Genomic DNA, 19,616 nt, shown 5'->3' with positions numbered 1-19,616 from the left:
TAGAAAATAAGAGCAATTTTAGTCACTAAATAAATTTGTTTAGTGATTATTAGTAGGAGTGAAGTTATTGGAGTCAGTAATTATTCATGTAGATATGGATGCTTTCTTTTCTTCAGTTGAAGTTATGGATAATCCAAGCTTGAAAAATAAACCAGTTATCGTAGGCGGAGTGTCAGAAAGAGGGGTTGTAGCTACATGTTCTTATGAAGCTAGAAAATTTGGAGTAAGTTCTGCAATGCCTATATATAAAGCAAAAGCATTATGCCCTAAAGGTATATTTTTACCTACAAGGCACCAAAGATATAAAGAAGTATCTAATATGGTTTTTGAACTCTTATATGAAATTACAGATAAAATAGAGCCTGTAAGTATAGATGAAGCATATATGGATATAACTGATTTAAGAGAAAATCCAGTAGTTGTAGCGCTGAAAATTAAAAGTATGATTAAGATGGAATTAGGGCTTAATATATCTATTGGAATATCATATAATAAATTTTTAGCTAAGCTTGCCTCAGATTGGAATAAACCTAACGGATTAAAAGAAATAAAAAAAGAAATGATTCCAGATATACTGATGGATCTTCCAATAAAAAAAGTTCATGGATTAGGTAAAAAATCTGTAGAAAAACTTAATAATATAGCTATTTTTACTATAAGGGATTTATATGATTTACCTATAGAGTTTATGCAAGAGTATTTTGGAAGACAAGGTGTAGATATATATAATAGAATCAGAGGAATTGATAATAGAAGTGTTTCGGCGATTAGAGAAAGAAAATCCGTAGGTCGTGAAACTACTTTAAAAAAAGATATAAAAGATAAAACTCAACTAAAAAGATATCTTTTAGATTTTTCAAGAGATATAGCAACTCAACTTAAAAAGGCAAACTTTAGCGGGAAAACCATAACAGTAAAAATAAAAACAGCTTCTTTTGAAAATCACACAAAAAGCAAGACTTTAAATAAATATGTATTTGAGGAAGAAGAAATATACAATGAAGGGGAAAAAATATTAGATAGTATAGAGCTTACAGAGGATATAAGGCTTATAGGGATATCTATATCATCACTAAAAAAAGATTTAGTAGAGCAATTAACATTATTTTAGAAAAAAGCATTGGAATGAGGGGAAAATTTGAAAAAAATATTAAGATTATTAATACCTGTAATGTTAATGTTATTATTAATGTTAGTTGGGTGCGAGCTTAAAAATAAAGATGAAGTGGAACTTAGTTTGAATAAGTTATTAGAGTATAAAGACTCTTATGTTGGTGATATTAGTGCAGTTGGAAATATATTATCAGAATTACCCTTAAATGAATCTGGTAATGGGGTTGAACTTAAAACAGATGAAAAGCCCTATGAGATAACTGTAAACTATAATTTGAAGGATGATTTAAAAGAAGAAACATTAGAAAAAAATGCAGTAGTATTATTTGCACTAATAAAAAATGTTGATACTATTAATTTTAAAATTGAAAATTTAGATAATAAAGTGTACAAATATAATAAAGATGAATTAATTGAAAAATATGAAGTGGATTTAAAAAAAATATCGGAGGATAAAGAAAGTTTACAAAAATTTCTTTATAGGTAACAATAAAAATAGGTAGTATAAAATTGATAATATCCCTCTAAAGTAGAAAAGGCAAATAAACAACTCTATTTTGGAAGGATTATATCAAAAATCATACTACCTATTTTTTATTTATATAAAGCATCTAAAAATTCTCTGGCTTTAGTTGAGTTCATTATTATAGAACCAAGGTCACTATGTTTAGAATCATTTTCTATTCCGTGAAAGTCAGAACCGCAGGTTAATAGTTTATTAAACTTTCTTCCAAGGTTTATATACTTAGCTGTATCATATTCAGTATGAATAGAATAATAAGCTTCTATACAATCAAATTCATAATTTTTAATTAAGTCTTCTACATTAGATTTTTTTATAAGACAAGGATGTGCAAGAGATACAATTGCATTATGTTTTTTTAATATTTTAATTCCATCAGATAAAGGAATATTTTTATTTTCAACATAAGCAGGACTATCCTTGCTTATAAATTTTTCAAAAATTTCATTAAAAGTATAATTATACCCTCTTTTTATTATAGCTTTAGCTATATGTGGTCTCGCTATTATATAGTTATCTTTTACATCTTCATAAAATATTTCTATATTAAAATATTTTTTTAGGTTTTCAATTATTTTTTTTGCTCTATTAATTCTAGACTCTTTTAATTCCTGTAAAAAGCTTTGTAAAGTATCTGTTTTATAAGATTCATCTTTAAAATAACCAAGAATATGTACACTCTCGTTGTTATGAACAGTTGAAAGCTCAATACCTGGAATTAACTTTATGTTTTTATCAGCACTATATTTTAAGGCCTCATCTATGCCAGTTGTTGTATCGTGGTCAGTTATTGCTAAAAAATCCACATTATTATTTATAGCCTTATCTACTAACTGAGAAGGAGTGCATCTTCCATCAGAAGCAGTGCTATGAGTATGTAAGTCAATTTTCATAATAAATTCCCCTTTCTTTTACACAAATTTCATTTTTCTTTAGAAATTTTCAGTATAATGAAAATGTAAATCAAAAAAATTAAGAAATAGCAAAAAAAATGTTGTCAAAATATTTTTTCTTTTAAAATTAAGGAAAAATAACACATATTTTTGCTATAATACATTTAACAACTAATAAACTATGTATTAATATTATTATAAACTTAAATAAAATACATTCAACAATGTAAAATTATTTGTGTCAATAGAGGGAGGCAAGTTTTGGAAAGGGTACCAAAGGAAAAAGAAAACCCAACAGGACAAGAGTATAGATTTATGGAAGTAGAATAAAATTTTCTTTAAAGGTGGGGTAATATGTTTTTAATGATAGACAATTATGATTCTTTTGTTTATAACCTAGTTAGATATTTAGAAGAAATAGAAGAAGAAACTATGGTTTTTAGAAATGACAAAATAACTTTAGAAAAAATAGAAGAAATAAATCCAGAAGGTATAATTATTTCTCCAGGACCTAAAGCACCTAAGGATAGTGGGGTTGTATTAGATGTTATTGATAGGTTTAAAGGTAAAATTCCTATTTTTGGTGTATGCTTAGGACATCAATCTATAGGTTATGCCTTTGGCGGGGATATAGTAAAGGGGAAAGCTCCAGTACATGGCAAAATAAATTTAATAAACCATGACATGGAAGGGGTTTTTAAAAATATAAAAAGTCCTTTTAATGTTACTAGATACCATTCCTTAATAATAGAAAAAGAATCTTTGCCTGAGTGCTTGAAAATTACAGCACAAACGGAAGATGGTGTTATTATGGGAGTAAGACATAATAAATATCCAATAGAAGGGGTTCAATTTCATCCAGAAGCTGAACTTACAGAGTTTGGGCATGAAATTTTAAAGAATTTTATAAATAATACGAGAGAATGGAATATGCAAAATAGATAAAGATTTGTTTATATATAATTTAAGGCATAATGAAATAAATAATAGCTCAACATTCTTTCTTATTTGTAACAAATTTTAAAATGCTTATTTTTTATATGACTAAACTTTGTACTGGATTGTAGGGTTTTAAGATTAACCTTATACTAAGGGTTATAAGCTCTTAATTTACTATAGTTGTACTTTTGAAACCCTATATTTGACATAATTTTAAGGGGGATATAATATGGATTTTAAATTTAAAAAAATTACTACTGATTTAAATTCTTTTGAAATTTTTAATGTATTTAAGGATTTTAAAGAAGTTATATTTTTAGAAAGTCAAAGGGACTTTTCTACTATGGGAAGATATTGTTTTATAGGTGTGAATCCTTATAAAACCTTTAGATATAAAAATGGTCTTTGTACTGTGAATGGAGAAGATATTAAAGAAGATTGCTTTCTTTATTTAGATAAAATATTTAAAGCTAATAAATTTAAAAATAGTACTGGTTTACCATTTGTAGCTGGTGGTATAGGATATTTTTCTTATGACCTTGGTAAAGATATAGAGGATTTACCAAATAAATCTATAGAAGATGTAAGTATACCAAATTGTTATTTTAATTTTTATGATAACATTATTATTTATGATAATATTACTAAAAGTTGCCATGTAACAGCATTAGGAAAGTTAAAAGATAGTGATTGTAGTATAGTAGACATTGAAAACTTAATAAAAAGTGGTTATAAACTGGAACCCGAAGATTATTCAGACTTAAAATATAAAATAAGTGAATTTAAATCTAATTTTGAAAGAGATGAGTATATAAATGCTGTATCTAAGGTAAGAAATTATATAGAAAGTGGTGATATTTATATAACTAATTTAACTCAAAGATATGAAAAGGAAACATTAAAAAAACCATTTGATATATATAAAACTCTTAGAACTATAAATCCGGCTCCTTTTGCAGCATATATGAATTTAGATGGGTTTGACATAGTATCATCTTCACCTGAAAGATTTTTAAAAGTTTATAATAATATAGTTGAGACTAGACCTATAAAAGGGACAAGACCTAGAGGTGAAAATATAGAGGAAGACTTGAAATTTAAAAATGAACTTATAAACAGTGAAAAGGATAAGTCAGAACTTTTAATGATTGTTGATTTAGAAAGAAATGATTTGAGTAAGGTTTGTGAGGCTGGTTCTGTTAAAGTTACAGAATTATTTAAGTTAGAGGAATATAGTACTGTATTTCATCTAGTTTCAACAGTTGTTGGTAAAATAAAGGACCAATATTCATCAATAGATTTAATTAAAGCTGCATTTCCTGGTGGGTCTATAACTGGTGCGCCTAAGATACGCTCCATGGAAATTATAGATGAAATAGAAAAAGTGAATAGAAATATTTATACAGGTGCTATTGGATATATAGGATTTGATGGAAATGTTGATTTAAATATTGTAATAAGAAGTATTCTTTTAAAGGATAACAAAGCTTATTTTGGTGTAGGTGGAGGGATAACCTATGAATCAGAAGAAGTTATGGAGTATGATGAAACTTTAGATAAAGCTAAAGCATTGATGAAGGCATTAAGTTAAATTTATTTAAAAAGTGAATTATATTATTATGTTAAAAGAAATTCAATTACAGTTTAATCCTAAATTATTGACTAACTATAGGTACACTTATCTTTTAAAATTGATAACAAAGATTGATGAGTAAACTAAATAGGAGCTTATTTCCCTATATATAGAAAGTGGTGAAATAATTTGAAAAATATAACATTAGATGACGGATATTCTTTCGGTAGGGGATGTTTTGAGACAATTCTTATTAAAGAGAAGCCTATATTATTAAAAGAACATATAAAAAGACTTAATGATTCTTTAAAGATATTAAAAATAGATAAAACCATTACAGTAAATGAAGTTATGGAGAAAATAGAGACTTTGAAGATTAAAGATAAAGCTTTAAAAATAATGGTTTCTAGAGAAAATGTTATATATAATTCAAGAGAGATAGCCTATAAAGAAAGTGATTATTCAAAAGGTTTTAATATAACTATAAGTAATGTAAAAAGAAATGAGAATTCGGATTTAACTTATATAAAATCTTTAAATTATTTAGAAAATATTATAGAAAAAGAAAAAGCTAAGAATAAAGGGTTTGATGAGGTTATATTTTTAAATACTGAAAATTATATTGCAGAAGGTGCTGTTTCTAATATATTTTTTATAAAAAACGACATAATTTATACTCCTTCTATAGAATGTGGTATTTTGCCTGGAATAATAAGAGGATTTTTGGTGGATAACATAGAAAATATAGGATATAAGATTGTAAAAGGTCGTTTTACAAAAGATGAATTGTTAAATTGTGATGGTGCCTTTATAACTAATAGCTTAATGGGAATTATGAAAATAAATTCTTTAGACGACATTAAAATTAATGAAAATCATATGGTAGATAAAATAAGATCATATTACGTATCAACATTAAAGTAATACGTAAAAATTTACAACTATAGGGAATGGAAGTGTTTAAGATGATAGATGAATTAAAGATTAGAAAAGCTGTTACTATGATTATAGAAGCCATAGGCGAGGATCCTACTAGAGAAGGTCTTATAGGCACACCAGACAGAATTGCAAGAATGTATGCAGAGATTTTTTCAGGACTTGAAGAAGACCCTAAATGCCATTTAGAAAAAACATTTACAGTAGAAAATGATGATATAGTTATAGAGAAAGATATAACTTTTTATTCAATGTGTGAACATCATTTTGTACCTTTTTATGGCAAAGTGCATATAGCTTACATACCTAATGGTAAAGTTGCAGGACTTAGTAAGCTTGCAAGAACAGTAGAAGTTTTTGCAAAAAGACCTCAACTTCAAGAGAGGCTAACGTCTCAAGTTGCAGAAGCAATGATGAAAAATTTAAATACAAAAGCAGTTATGGTTATTATAGAGGCAGAACACATGTGTATGACTATGAGAGGTGTGAAAAAACCTGGAACTCAAACAACAACTATGGTGTCTAAAGGTGAATTTAAAGATAATATAGCACTTCAAAATCAAGTTTTATCATTACTAAAACTTTAGAAAAAGGGTGCGTAAATGAATGATAAAATAAATTCTATACTTAGAAATACCTATTTTAGAGAATCTTTAAGAAAGCTTAATAATTTAGAAGAGAATAGAGTCTTCTGCATTCATGGAATAGAGCATTCCATGGATGTGGCAAGGATAGGTTATATAATTTCTTTAGAGCAAAACTTAAATATATCTAAAGAATTGATTTATGGAGCGGCCTTACTGCATGATTTGGGAAGAGTTATGGAATATGAAAAAGATATTCCTCATGATAAAGGAAGTGTTATTTTAGCAACAAGAATATTAAAAGAAAGTTTATATTCTAAAGAAGAGTGTGAAGATATTATAAAAGCCATATCTTCTCACAGGATAAAAGAAAGTGAAAAAAGTGTTTTAGGTCATATTCTTTATAAAAGTGATAAGTTGTCTAGAATGTGCTTTGGGTGTAATGTTAAATCCAAATGCCATTGGAGTGATGAAAAGAAAAATTTAGAAATAAAATATTAAGTTTAGGTAAGTGGTGAATAGTTTTTTAAAACTATTCACCATATGTTATTAGCTTATTATAGGAGTGATTGTTTTGACTAGAATAATAAAGATTGGTAATAGAGAATTTAATTTAGATGAAAAAACTATAATTATGGGTATACTTAATGTTACTCCAGATTCTTTTTCAGACGGTGGAAATTTTAATACAGTAGATAATGCAGTTAAAAGAGCAATGGAAATGATAGAAAATGGTGTAGATATAATTGATATTGGTGGGGAATCTACAAGACCAGGCCATAAATCAGTGGGATTGGAGGATGAACTTGAAAGAGTAATTCCTGTAATAAAGGCTATAAGAAAAGAAACAGATATACCAATATCTATAGACACATATAAAGCAGAAGTTGCTAAGCAAGCAATTGAAAATGGTGCATCTTTAATAAATGATGTATGGGGATTTAAAAAGGATCCAGAAATTGCTAAAGTTGCAGCAAAGTATAATGTGCCATGTTGTCTAATGCATAACAGAGATAATAAGGAATATAAAAATATAATTTCAGATATGATTGTAGATTTAGAAGAAAGCGTAAATATAGCTTTAAATGCTGGAGTTAAAAAAGAAAACATAATACTTGATCCTGGCGTAGGCTTTGCAAAAACTTATGAAGATAATCTTATTGTAATGAAAAATCTTAAAGAGTTTAAAAAAATGGGGTATCCACTTCTTCTTGGAACTTCAAGAAAATCTTTTATAGGAAAAGCTCTTAATATAGAAAATCCAAAAGATAGATTAGAAGGAACTTTATCAACAACTGTTATAGGAATAATGGCAGGATGTGAGTTTGTAAGAATTCATGATGTTAAAGAAAATAAAAGAATTGCAACTATGACGGATATTATTTTAAAGAGTAAATAAAACTTTTATAGAGAAACAAGTCAAAACTTAAATTTGTTTATTAAGCTTTTGCTATCAATTAAAGAAAACAGGTAAAACTATAGTTAGTTAATAGCTAATAGTTTATGATGAAACTGGAGATCAGTTTCTTTTGAACAAAGCTGCAAAGGCAGCCGATCTATCGGGTACTGGTTCTTTCATTATTTTATTATGGGAATATGGTATTTGTGGAATCTATAATTTATACGAAGAAAACATCCATAAATAAACCTGTCCCATTTGTAATGGAACTAATGCTTAGATGTATTGCTTGATTAGATTGTTTGGCAAAACTAAATTAAAAAGTACGTTTAATATTACTAGAAATATAGTTAATAGTAATAACCAGAACTGTTAACTATTCACTCTTAACTCTTAACTAAAACAATCTGTTAGGTATTGGTAAAATATTAATTTGAGTTTTTTCATTTGATAAATGAATAAGTTTAAGATTTAATTTGGAACCCTATAGAGGTATAAGCTAGAATTAAAATTAAAAGATTGAAGTAGTAGTTTTTCTATATAATAAGTATTTAGTATTGGCAAAAAAACTGAGGATGATGTTTAGGGAGTGTTGGAATGGATAAAATATTTATAAAAGATTTAGAAATTTTTGCAAATCATGGATATTTTCAAGAAGAGAAAAATTTAGGGCAAAAATTTGTATTAACAATGGAAGTAGAACTTGACTTAAGTAGGGCAAGTAGTGAAGATAGTTTAGAAGATACCGTTCATTATGGAATACTTTGTGATGAAATAGAAAAAGAATTCACTAAAACTAGTTATGATTTAATTGAAACAGCATGTGAAGAGTTGATTAATTCTATAATGTTTAAATATAATATTATTAATAAAATAAGTTTAGAATTAAAAAAACCTTGGGCACCAGTAAAAAAACACTTAGATTATGTTGCAATAAAAATGGAGCGTTCATGGCATGAAGCAATAATTGCTGTTGGTGCTAATATAGGTGACAAAAAACAGAATATTATGAATGCCTTTGAAATAATAAACAATTCTAAACATACTAAAATAGAGGAAATTGCTGATTTTTATGAGACAGAGCCTTTTGGTTATGAAGATCAAGATATGTTTTTAAATACAGCTATAAAAATAAAGACAATGCTTAGTCCTAAAAGACTTATGGAATATCTACTTGAAGTAGAGAAAGAGTTAAAAAGAGAAAGAATAATAAGATGGGGACCAAGAACATTAGATTTAGATGTAATCTTCTATGAAGATTTAATTAGTTATGAAAAAGATATAATACTTCCACATCCAAGAATGGAGGAAAGATTATTTGTATTAGACCCACTGTGCGATATAGTGCCGTATAAAGTTCATCCAATTTTAAATAAAAGAGTAATTGATATAAAAAAAGAATTGGAAAACAAATAAAAAATATAAACCAAATAGCATAATATACTGGATAAAATAAAAGTTGATTAAAAAAAGAGGGCATTTCTAATTGCCCTCTTTTTCTTCTTTAGATTCATTAGGTTCTTTTATAGGTTGTTCTTTTTCAATATTCTCTCTTTTATCTGTTATATCTTCTTCATCTTTGTTTAATGAATTATCAGTAAAGTATTTACAAAGGCCATATACGTTATAAGCTATAGGTACTTGAGATATATCCATATAATCTTTTGAATGATTTCCATCCCATGGATAAATAGATATATATTTTTCATTATAAACATTTATAACATATTTACAATTATCAAAAGTTATAAAAACTTTATAGGTTATTTTTTCATCACTTAGATCTACTGAATCTTTTTCTAAAGCATAATCCTTTTTTAAAGAATTCATGAATTTTAAAACATCAAAAGATTGTTCCTCTGTTAAAGTTTGTTGCTTGTACATATTTACATCAAAAACTGAAACCTCTGTTGGAGGGTTTTCTATGTAAGAATTTATTAAGTTTTCTGTATAAAAATTTATACTAGGTTTTTCTTTTTTAAAAATAAATTTTAAGTCACTAGAGCATCCAGTAAGTGTAACGGACATAAAAATTACACAAATTATAACTGAAAGCCTTTTGTACATAAAAAATCAACTCCTTGTCTAATTAGTATATATATCTAAAATATGAAAAGGAGTTATGAATTATTACAAAAGCAGTTAATTAAATAATACTCATATAGGTAAGGATACAATCTCGAATTTAAATTTATACATCAAATTTTTATTATCAGTTAAGAAAAATAAGTACAAATATAGTTAGTTAAGAATTAAAAAGAGAGAATTATGAATTTAGGATGAAAGTGGCAACCACTTTCTTTGAAAAGAGGTTCGGGACTGACTTTGAATTTTTAGATATAAGTATAAAGTTAGAAGAGCATCAAGTGTTAGCGAAGAAAATAAATTTATCGTGCCTGTCCCATTTGTGATGAAGATAGAACTTGGGTGAATTGATTATTTAGTTGATGTAGAGAGTTTTAAAGAAAAAAACTCTAGTACTCAATAAAAAGGGGAGATAAAATAAATTATCGAGCAAAGAACCAGTATTTGAGCTGCAAAGCAGCGTACATGTTAGGTACTGGTTCTTTGCTTATTTTGTTATGGGTATACAGTAATTATGGAATCTACAGTTAAGCGAAGAAAATATCCGAAAATGAACCTGTCCCACTTGTTATGGAATAAAAGTCTTGGATAATTGCTTATTTAGAAGTTTTAATTTTGTAGATTCAAAAATACGTTGAGAATTACTAGGAGCAAAGTGAGTAGTAATAACCATAACTGTTAACTATTCACTATTAACTCTTAATTAAAATAATGTGTTAGTTATTGATAAAATATTAATTTGAGTTTTCTCATTTGATAAATGAATAAGTTTAAAAGTTACATTAAAACCTTATATAATTATTTATAGACAAAACAAAAAACATGGTTTATAAAAAACCATGTTTTTGGTGCTAGTGACGAGAGTCGAACTCGTACGGTTTCCCGTTCGATTTTGAGTCGAATGCGTCTGCCATTCCGCCACACTAGCAAATTGCCAACTGACAATATTTATTTTAGCATGATACATATTAAAAATCAATAGTTTTTTATAAAAAAGTTCCAAATTTAACTAAAGGTAATAGAAAATAATTACATTATTAAAAAAAGCTAAAAAAATAATTTAAATATATTAAAATAAGAAAGTAAATTTTAAACAATAATTATAGAGTATTAAAAAACTTATTAAATAAAATTTAATACTGGTATATATAATATATATTTTATTATAGGTATAATTCAATTAATATCATATGCAATAGCTTCATATTAATTGAATTAATTAATAAATGGTTAAATATGTATTAATGATAGAAATAAGGTATATTCGTAAGTTGAAAAGAATATTTTTAAAGTATATATAAGATTAGTTCAAAATACCATACAAATATAGTTAGTTAAGGAATAAGAATTAAAAATTATTGATGAAGCTGAGCGTAAGTTTCTTAAAGTTAAAAATACGTTGAGAATTACTAGGAGCAACGTGATTAGTAATAACCACTAGAGAAAATAGGTACATATATATTGAAGCAATTTATCATTATAAAAAATATAAAATTAAACGTTAGAAAAAATAACAAATAAAAGTTAGTTATTTGTAGTAACTAATAGCATTTACAAAATATAAAGCTCTAATATTAATTAGTTTAATTAATTACTTAAAATATTTATTTTAAATTAAGGTAATAAGAAGGTGATAAAAATTATATTAGAGATACAAAATTAATAGAATTTATTTTGTGCCTCTATGTAAGCAAATTTAAATTTAAATAGCAAAAATTTAATCAATACTATAGGAGGATTATTTATGGATGGATTACTGAATGCTATTACCAATTTAAATGAGGTGCTTTGGAGTAGTGTTTTATTAGTGTTGCTATTAGGTACAGGAATATTTTTTACGATTAGGTTAAAGTTTGTTCAGGTTAGAAAGTTTGGTGAAGGTTTTAAAAGGGTTTTTGGTGGTATAAATTTAAAAGGAAAAAAAGCAGGCAAAGATGGTATGAGTTCTTTCCAAGCTGTAGCTACAGCAATTGCTGCACAAGTAGGAACAGGAAACCTTGCAGGAGCTGCTACAGCAATTGCTGCTGGTGGACCTGGTGCTATATTCTGGATGTGGGTCAGTGCATTTTTAGGAATGTCTACAATATATGCAGAAGCTGTTCTAGCTCAATTGTTTAAAACTAGAGTTGAAGGCGAAGTTACAGGAGGACCAGCTTATTATATTAAAAATGGTATTAAAAATAAAAAAATTGGTGGATTTTTATCTGTATTTTTTGCTATATCATGTACATTAGCATTAGGATTTATGGGGAATGCAGTTCAAGCAAATTCCATATCAGATGCTTTTAACAATTCCTTTGGAGTTTCTCCATTAATAGTAGGTATAATAGTTTCAATTATAGGTGGTTTTGTATTTTTCGGAGGTATGGGACGTATAGCATCTGTAACAGAAAAAGTTGTTCCATTTATGGCTGGTATGTATATACTTGTTGGAGTAATAGTAATTGCTATGAATGGAAATCAGTTACTTCCAGCATTTAAAGCTATTTTTGTAGGAGCTTTTAATCCACAAGCTGTAGTTGGTGGTGCAATAGGTATAACTATAAGACAGGCTGTAAGATATGGTGTTTCAAGAGGATTATTTTCTAATGAAGCAGGAATGGGTTCAACTCCACATGCTCATGCAGTTGCAAATGTTAAACATCCAAGTGAACAAGGATCTGTGGCTATAGTAAGTGTATTCATAGATACATTTGTAATTCTTACATTAACAGCATTAGTTATAATAACAAGTGGAGCATTAAATGAAGGAAACTTAACAGGTATACAATTAACACAAAGAGCATTTGAATTAACATTAGGTGGTTTTGGTGATGTTTTTGTAGCAATATGTTTATTATTCTTTGCGTTCTCAACAATAATTGGATGGTATTTCTTTGGAGAAAATAACATAAAGTTTTTATTTGGAAAAAAAGGATTAACACCATATAGAATATTAGTTATGATAGTAGTTATTATTGGATCCACACTAAAAGTTGATTTAGTATGGCAGTTAGCAGATACTTTTAATGGATTAATGGTTATTCCTAATTTAATAGCATTATTAGTATTAAGTAGATTAGTTGTTAAAGCCACAAAGGATTATGATGAGTTAAAAAAATAAAAATATAAAGGAAACGTTAAGATTAACGTTTCCTTCTTTATCTTAAGAGTATATTAGAATATACTTAAATCTAATTCAGTAGAAAGGTATTCTAAAACTTTTAATCCACCACAACTATTTCCTTTAGAATCTAGAGCAGGTCCAACTAAACCAATGCCCATTCTTCTAGGAACAGCAGCCATTATACCACCGCCAACTCCACTTTTAGAAGGGATTCCAATATGTACAGCGAATTTACCAGATGCATCATACATTCCGCAAGTAACCATTATAGTTTTTATCATTCTGCATATATCTCTAGATATAATTCTTTCACCGTTTATAAGTACACCGTCATTAGCAAGCATAGCTCCGATTCTAGCTAAATCTCTGCAAGTAACTTCCATAGAACATGCTTTGAAGTAAACATCAAGAATTTCTTCAACTTCACCTTCTATTATGCCGTTACCTTTCATGTAATAAGCAAGTGCTCTATTTCTATCTCCAGTAGCTTTTTCGCTTCTATAAACATCTTCATTTATCTCAATAGTATCATTTTCACAAATTTTTCTTGTGAAATTAAGGATAGTTTTAATTTTATCTTCAGGACTTTCTCCGTTTAATAAAGAAGTAACAGCTATAGCTCCTGCATTTATCATTGGGTTTAAAGGTTTTTTCTGGGGGCTGGTTTCAAGATTTGTTATAGAGTTGAACGCAAGTTCTGTAGGTTCCATACCAACCTTAGAAAAAACATATTCTGATCCGTTTTGTAATATTGCAACCATTAAGGTTATAACCTTAGATATACTTTGAATAGTAAAACTAGTATCATAGTCTCCTGAATAGTACTCTTTTCCATCTAATGTAGTGATGCATATTCCTAAAACATTTGGATCAGCTTTTGCAAGCTCAGGAATGTAATCTGCTACAGCACCTTTTTGAGTCCAATCTCTACTTTTTTCAATAATATTATCTAAAATTCTTTTCATAAGTCCACTCCTTTATAATCTCAATGTTTTTTTGTTAAAGTCTTTTAAAATTATTATAAATATAATTATATCATCTATAATATGAATTATATTATGCAAAAGACTTTAATTTTGAAAAACTAAAAACAATATTTGTATAATATTAAAATAAATACAAAGCAAAACATTCAGCAAAAACTTAATTGTTATATCAGTTTTAATATAAAAAGTATTAAGACAATTTTGAATATGTAAACACAACTAAGAATTTATGAATTTGAATTGCTATAAAAATAAAAAATAAATAATAATAAAATTTTCTTGTGAAATAAAATAATAATCAAATTATTAACAAAATACTATACATTGAGTATATATGCTTTTTAAGTGAAAATCAATTACTAAACTTAAATTATATTAAAAAAATGTTATTAATATATAAATTTAGTAACTTTATATAGAAAAAATATGTAAAATGTGGTAAAAAACACGGATTAAATAATAATATGTGTTAAAAGTATAACTTTACATATTTTAAAGGTAAACTAGCAGAAAAATTTAATATAGTATATAATTTATTTAAGTATTATATGGATACAAGCTCAAGTTTAAATCTGTTAAATAATTTGAAAATATTTTCATGTTATAAGAAAGTACTTACTTTAGATACTTACGAGCTTGCGTCATTCTTTTAGACTTCCAAGTATTAAGATAAAATATCTTATAAGTAAACTTGGAGTCATATAGATAAATTAAAGCAAGAGGATGGTAATAAATGAATTTAATAACTTTAGATAATATAACTAAAAGCTATAGTGATAAAATTTTACTAAATGATATAAAATTAACGATTTCTAGTGAAGATAAAATTGGGATTATAGGAGTAAATGGTGCTGGTAAATCAACTCTTTTGAAAATTGTTGCTGGAATAGAAAATTATGAGAATGGAACTATAGTAAAAATGAATGGGTTAAGAGTAGAATATTTAGCTCAAGAAGTGTTTTACGATGATGAAGATAATGTTTTAGATTTAGTGTTTAAAGGATCTTCAGAAGTTATGAAAGTTTTAAGAGAATATGAAGAGACAGTATATAATCTAGAGAAGGATAGTACTAATACTAAATTTCAAAATAAATTAACAGCATTACAAAATAAAATGGATGCTTTAAATGGATGGCAAGTTGAAAGTGATGCTAAAAGAATTTTAACGAAACTTGGAGTAAATAACTTTAATGAAAAAGTGAAAAAATTATCCGGTGGACAAAGAAAAAGAATAGCATTAGCTAGTAGTTTAATTGCACAGTGTGATCTTTTGATATTAGATGAGCCTACAAATCATATGGACAATGAGGCTATTGAATGGCTTGAAAATGAATTGAAAGTAAGAAAATGTGCATTGCTTATGATTACTCATGATAGATATTTTTTAGATAGGGTTGCAAATAAAATTTTTGAAATAGAAAAAGGTAATTTATATACATATGATGGAAATTATTCTGTTTTTGTTGAGAAAAGAATAGAACGTATGGAAATGCAAGAGAGTCTTGAAAGAAAAAGACAAAATTTATATAGAAGAGAGCTTGAATGGGTAAAAAGAGGTGCAAAGGCAAGAAGTACTAAGCAAAAGGCAAGACTTGATAGATTTGAAGAAATTAAAAATGGAAAAATTGATATAAGTAGTGAAAAAGTTAATATAAGTACTGGCAGTAGCAGACTTGGTAAAAAAATAATAGAAGCTGAAAATATAAGTAAAAATTTTGATGATAAACTTATAATAAAAGATTTTAACTATATAGCCACTAAAGAAGATAGAGTTGGAATAATAGGAAATAATGGGATAGGAAAGTCTACTCTTTTAAATATTTTAAGTGATAAATTAAAACCAGACAGTGGAGTAATTACCTTTGGAGACACAGTAAAACTTGGATATTTTTCACAAGAAAATGAAGATATGAATTATGATCTAAGAGCTATAGATTATATAAAAGAAAGTGCGGAATTTATAACAACTAATGATGGAAGTAAAATATCTGCATCTCAAATGCTTGAAAGATTTTTATTTGAAGGACCTAGTCAGTATACACCTATAAATAAACTTTCAGGTGGTGAAAGAAGAAGATTATATCTACTAAAAATACTTATGGAGAGTCCTAATGTATTATTTTTAGATGAGCCTACCAATGATTTAGATATTGACACTTTAGCAATACTTGAGCAATATTTAGAGGAGTTTAATGGCACAGTAATAACTGTATCTCACGATAGATATTTTTTAAATAGAGTAGCTAACAAAATACTTTCTTTTAGAGGAAATGGTGAAATTATAGAAATTACAGGAAACTATAGTGATTATAAAGATTATGAAGAAGCATTTTTAAAAGAAGAAGGGGATAAAAAAGAGGTTAAAGAAAAAACTGAATATAAAAATAGGAAAAAAGATAAACCACTAAAATTCTCCTTTAAAGAACAGAAAGAATATGAAGAAATAGATGATAATATTTCATCAAAAGAAGAAGAAATAGAAAATATAGAAAAAGAAATAGCTAAAAATGGAAGCGATTTTGTGAAGTTACAAGAGCTATTAAAAGCTCAAGAGACATTAAAAGGTGAACTTGATTATTTAATGGAAAGATGGGTATACCTAAATGAGCTTGCAGATAGAATAGAAGAGCAGAAGAATAGTTAAAATAACGCCATTTAAAGATAGTTTTTAAAACTATCTTTAAATGGCTTATTTAGTTTAAGTGGTTATATTTAATAAAAATTTAAACTTTTGATATTAAACTGACAAGGTTAAAATATAAAATTGTTTTAAGCAATAAATAAGTTTAAATTTATCCATCAAATCTTTGTTATTAGTTAAAAAAGTAAGTATAAATATAGTTAGTTAAAAAATTAGAAATTAACAGTTAAGGTTTGAGGATAAAACCGGAAATTAGTTTCTTTTAATTTAATCATATAATTTGCTTTGCAAATTTATAAAAAGATACGTTGAGAATTACTAGGAACGAAGTGAGTAGTAATAACCACAACTGTTAACTATTCACTCTTAATTCTTAACTAGAAAAATCTTATATATACTGGAGGTATGATCTTGAGAAAAAAATTGATAATTATTTTGTGTGGTATATCTATAATCAGTTTAATTAGCGGCAGTTTTATATATGTAAAAAATAAAAATCATTCTAAAAGTATAAGTACTAATACCATAAATGAAAATGGTAGCAATATTACATATAATGAAGAAGAGGTATTAAAAAAAATAAGAGAAATAAATAAATCATTAGGTGAAAAAGATGCTGAAGAGCTAGTAGAGCATAGTAAAAAAGTAAAAGAAATATCATTAATACTTTTTGATGAGTTAGGAATGGATGAAAAATATAAAGATATAGTTGGAATTTCAGCATTACTTCATGATATTCAAAAGCATACTGGTGATGAACATAATAAAGTTGGTGCAAAATATTTGGAAGAAAATATGGATAAAATTTTAAATTGTGATGATAAAGCTAAAGAGCTTATAATATTGGCAGTAAGATGGCATAAAGGATCTAAATATACAGAAGAGATAAAAGATGAAAATTATTTGAAAGTTGTTGAAACTGTAAGGGCAGCAGATAAAATAGCAAAACTCTTTAAAGATAATAATAGTACTTTAGATGAAAATAAGTTAGAAGCAAAATCTAAAATAGATGAACTACAAAATAGTGATATAAAAGAAGCTTCATATAAGCTTATAGATGAGTATTACAATAAGCTTAACAATCAATCTTAAAAATTAGATTTGTATAGGGAAACAAGCTCCAATTTAAATTTATTCAATAACCTTAAAATATTTTTATACAAGATACAGTGTTGAATTCTAGGTGATTCGGAGCATGTCTCACTATTTTAGGTATCCAAGTTTTTGAATGGATAATTTTAAAAGTGAACTTAGAACACTATATATTAAAAATATAAATTTAAAAGTTTTTATTGACAATTATTTTTTTTATATGATATTATCAATAATGTCATCGGAGGATATATTTGTAATATATGCCGGATAAGATGGTTAACTATCGTTAACTGACTTATCCGGCTTTTTTAGTAATAATTAAATAATTGGGAGAAGGGGTAAAATGGAAAAAAACAATAAAATTTTAACAGAAGGCAACATTTATAAATCCTTACTGATGTTTGCTATACCATTTTTAATCGCAAACTTTATACAAGCTTTATATGGAGCCGTTGATATGGCTATAGTAGGATGGTTTGGAAGTTCAATTAGTATATCCGCAGTATCAATTGGAAGTCAAGTTATGCAAATATTGACGAGCTTAATATCAGGATTAACTATGGGGGGAACCATATTAATAGCTCAATACTTTGGTGCGGAAAAGGAAAAAGATACAGTTGAAACAATAAGTACTATGCTAACATTATTTGTTGGTTTTGCAATTTTGTTTACTATAGTTATGATGTTTTTAACACCATCATTTTTAAAAATGTTAAGAACACCAGTAGAAGCATTTAGTGGAGCAAAAGAATATGTTCTAATTTGCTCAGCAGGAATAATATTTATTTTTGGGTATAATGGTATTAGTGCCATGTTAAGAGGAATAGGTGATTCTAAAAGCCCTATGATTTTTATTGCAATTGCTTGTATTACCAATATCGTTCTTGATTTAATTTTGGTTGGAAAATTTAAATTAGGTCCATCAGGAGCAGCAATAGCTACTATAGCATCTCAAGGTGTTAGTGTACTACTAGCTATTATTTATTTAAGCAAAAGAAATTTTATATTTCAGTTTAAATTTAAAAACTTTAAAATACATAAGGATAAAGCATTAAAGCTTATAAAGCTAGGGATACCAGTATCGCTTCAAGAAACAATGGTTTCAGTATCTTTTTTAATTATAACAGCTATTATAAATACTTTAGGAGTAGTTCCAGCAGCAGCAGTGGGAATAGCCAGTAAATTTGATATGTTTGCAATGCTTCCAGCCATTGCATTTTCAGGTGCAATAACATCAATTACAGCGCAAAATATTGGGGCTAATAAACCAGAACGTGCTAAAAAAGCTTTAAATGCTAGTATGTTACTTGCTTTTTTATGTTCCATAGTATTCTTTGCCTGGGCCCAAATAAATGCTCAGTCAATTATGCATATGTTTAAAGCAGATCCAGATGTAACTTTGGCAGGAGCACAATATATGAGAACATTTAGTATTGATTTCATGCTAGTTGCCTTTGGGTTTTGTCAAAATGGTTTCTTAAATGGATGTGGAAAAACTAAGTTCACCATGATTAATGGAATTTTAGCATCAATTTTAATTCGTGTACCATTAGCGTATATATTAAGTGTTTATATACCAACTAGTTTACTAGGAATAGGTATTGCAGCGCCAATAGCAACATTTATTTCTGTAACTATATCTTTTGTATATATAAAAAGTGGAAGATGGAATAAAATTTAAGTAAAAATAATAAAACCATTGAAAAATAATAATTCATTTTTCAATGGTTTATTAAATTTAAT

Annotated in this window: 16 protein-coding genes and 1 tRNA gene; 13 read left to right on the top strand and 4 right to left on the bottom strand. The window is 27.0% G+C overall.

What is annotated here, in order from left to right; all coding sequences use genetic code 11:
* Positions 1-67: 67 nt before the first annotated feature.
* On the top strand, positions 68-1,111 hold the full coding sequence (locus CSGHG_RS00595; protein WP_010291698.1) for a DNA polymerase IV: 1,044 nt from the start codon (positions 68-70) through the stop codon (positions 1,109-1,111).
* 27 nt (positions 1,112-1,138) lie between these two features.
* Entirely contained in the window at positions 1,139-1,600 is a 462-nt protein-coding gene (locus tag CSGHG_RS00590; protein ID WP_010291697.1) for a DUF4825 domain-containing protein, read from the top strand.
* A gap of 107 nt (positions 1,601-1,707) precedes the next feature.
* Here the strand turns inward: CSGHG_RS00590 and CSGHG_RS00585 are convergent, their stop codons facing one another.
* Positions 1,708-2,529, bottom strand: a complete 822-nt coding sequence (locus CSGHG_RS00585) for a PHP domain-containing protein (RefSeq protein WP_010291696.1) — start codon at positions 2,527-2,529, stop codon at positions 1,708-1,710.
* A 354-nt stretch (positions 2,530-2,883) separates the two neighbouring features.
* Between CSGHG_RS00585 and CSGHG_RS00580 the strand changes: the two genes are divergently transcribed.
* From CSGHG_RS00580 to folK, 7 genes are all read left to right on the top strand, one after another.
* Complete coding sequence (locus CSGHG_RS00580) at positions 2,884-3,474, top strand: anthranilate synthase component II (RefSeq protein WP_010291695.1); 591 nt, start codon at positions 2,884-2,886, stop codon at positions 3,472-3,474.
* A gap of 223 nt (positions 3,475-3,697) precedes the next feature.
* Positions 3,698-5,059 carry an aminodeoxychorismate synthase component I gene (gene pabB, locus CSGHG_RS00575; protein ID WP_010291694.1) on the top strand — a complete coding sequence of 454 codons (1,362 nt, stop codon included), beginning with the start codon at positions 3,698-3,700 and terminating at the stop codon, positions 5,057-5,059.
* A 171-nt stretch (positions 5,060-5,230) separates the two neighbouring features.
* Positions 5,231-5,965 (top strand): aminotransferase class IV, encoded by a 735-nt coding sequence (locus CSGHG_RS00570; RefSeq protein ID WP_010291693.1) that lies wholly within the window; start codon positions 5,231-5,233, stop codon positions 5,963-5,965.
* A gap of 44 nt (positions 5,966-6,009) precedes the next feature.
* Positions 6,010-6,564, top strand: a complete 555-nt coding sequence (gene folE, locus CSGHG_RS00565) for a GTP cyclohydrolase I FolE (protein WP_187117216.1) — start codon at positions 6,010-6,012, stop codon at positions 6,562-6,564.
* Between the two features lie 15 nt (positions 6,565-6,579).
* Positions 6,580-7,062: an HD domain-containing protein gene (locus tag CSGHG_RS00560; protein WP_010291691.1), complete on the top strand. Its 483-nt coding sequence runs from the start codon at positions 6,580-6,582 to the stop codon at positions 7,060-7,062.
* A gap of 85 nt (positions 7,063-7,147) precedes the next feature.
* Positions 7,148-7,960: a dihydropteroate synthase gene (gene folP / locus CSGHG_RS00555; protein WP_026022159.1), complete on the top strand. Its 813-nt coding sequence runs from the start codon at positions 7,148-7,150 to the stop codon at positions 7,958-7,960.
* A gap of 597 nt (positions 7,961-8,557) precedes the next feature.
* Positions 8,558-9,376 (top strand): 2-amino-4-hydroxy-6-hydroxymethyldihydropteridine diphosphokinase, encoded by an 819-nt coding sequence (folK, locus tag CSGHG_RS00550; RefSeq protein ID WP_010291685.1) that lies wholly within the window; start codon positions 8,558-8,560, stop codon positions 9,374-9,376.
* Between the two features lie 66 nt (positions 9,377-9,442).
* Here the strand turns inward: folK and CSGHG_RS19455 are convergent, their stop codons facing one another.
* Together CSGHG_RS19455 and CSGHG_RS00540 are read right to left on the bottom strand one after the other, a co-directional pair.
* A complete protein-coding gene (locus tag CSGHG_RS19455; RefSeq protein ID WP_010291684.1) occupies positions 9,443-10,027 on the bottom strand; it encodes a DUF4883 family protein in 585 nt (194 codons plus the stop codon).
* Positions 10,028-10,891: 864 nt separating this feature from the next.
* Positions 10,892-10,973: transfer RNA gene (locus CSGHG_RS00540), tRNA-Leu, on the bottom strand.
* Between the two features lie 816 nt (positions 10,974-11,789).
* Here CSGHG_RS00540 and CSGHG_RS00535 point away from each other — a divergent pair.
* A complete protein-coding gene (locus CSGHG_RS00535; protein WP_010291683.1) occupies positions 11,790-13,148 on the top strand; it encodes an alanine/glycine:cation symporter family protein in 1,359 nt (452 codons plus the stop codon).
* Between the two features lie 53 nt (positions 13,149-13,201).
* Here the strand turns inward: CSGHG_RS00535 and glsA are convergent, their stop codons facing one another.
* Positions 13,202-14,116: a glutaminase A gene (gene glsA, locus CSGHG_RS00530; protein WP_010291681.1), complete on the bottom strand. Its 915-nt coding sequence runs from the start codon at positions 14,114-14,116 to the stop codon at positions 13,202-13,204.
* A 754-nt stretch (positions 14,117-14,870) separates the two neighbouring features.
* On the opposite strand from glsA, the gene CSGHG_RS00525 reads away from it, so the two are divergent.
* The 3 genes from CSGHG_RS00525 (at position 14,871) to CSGHG_RS00515 (ending at position 19,554) form a co-directional block, all read left to right on the top strand.
* Complete coding sequence (locus tag CSGHG_RS00525) at positions 14,871-16,781, top strand: ABC-F family ATP-binding cassette domain-containing protein (protein ID WP_010291680.1); 1,911 nt, start codon at positions 14,871-14,873, stop codon at positions 16,779-16,781.
* Positions 16,782-17,189: 408 nt separating this feature from the next.
* Positions 17,190-17,870: an HD domain-containing protein gene (locus tag CSGHG_RS00520; protein WP_010291678.1), complete on the top strand. Its 681-nt coding sequence runs from the start codon at positions 17,190-17,192 to the stop codon at positions 17,868-17,870.
* Positions 17,871-18,216: 346 nt separating this feature from the next.
* Entirely contained in the window at positions 18,217-19,554 is a 1,338-nt protein-coding gene (locus CSGHG_RS00515; RefSeq protein ID WP_010291677.1) for an MATE family efflux transporter, read from the top strand.
* The last annotated feature ends 62 nt before the right edge of the window (positions 19,555-19,616 follow it).

The sequence above is a fragment of the Clostridium senegalense JC122 genome (assembly GCF_000285575.1).
Lineage (GTDB): Bacteria > Bacillota > Clostridia > Clostridiales > Clostridiaceae > Clostridium_J > Clostridium_J senegalense.
This window is presented reverse-complemented; position numbering and strand designations above follow the sequence as displayed.

Bases quoted from the DNA above. Each gene is read 5' to 3' on its own strand.
- CSGHG_RS00585 (WP_010291696.1), bottom strand. From the start codon at position 2,529: ATGAAAATTGACTTACATACTCATAGCACTGCTTCTGATGGAAGATGC.
- CSGHG_RS19455 (WP_010291684.1), bottom strand. From the start codon at position 10,027: ATGTACAAAAGGCTTTCAGTTATAATTTGTGTAATTTTTATGTCCGTT.
- CSGHG_RS00515 (WP_010291677.1), top strand. From the start codon at position 18,217: ATGGAAAAAAACAATAAAATTTTAACAGAAGGCAACATTTATAAATCC.
- CSGHG_RS00560 (WP_010291691.1), top strand. From the start codon at position 6,580: ATGAATGATAAAATAAATTCTATACTTAGAAATACCTATTTTAGAGAA.
- folK (WP_010291685.1), top strand. From the start codon at position 8,558: ATGGATAAAATATTTATAAAAGATTTAGAAATTTTTGCAAATCATGGA.
- glsA (WP_010291681.1), bottom strand. From the start codon at position 14,116: ATGAAAAGAATTTTAGATAATATTATTGAAAAAAGTAGAGATTGGACT.
- CSGHG_RS00580 (WP_010291695.1), top strand. From the start codon at position 2,884: ATGTTTTTAATGATAGACAATTATGATTCTTTTGTTTATAACCTAGTT.
- CSGHG_RS00535 (WP_010291683.1), top strand. From the start codon at position 11,790: ATGGATGGATTACTGAATGCTATTACCAATTTAAATGAGGTGCTTTGG.
- CSGHG_RS00525 (WP_010291680.1), top strand. From the start codon at position 14,871: ATGAATTTAATAACTTTAGATAATATAACTAAAAGCTATAGTGATAAA.
- pabB (WP_010291694.1), top strand. From the start codon at position 3,698: ATGGATTTTAAATTTAAAAAAATTACTACTGATTTAAATTCTTTTGAA.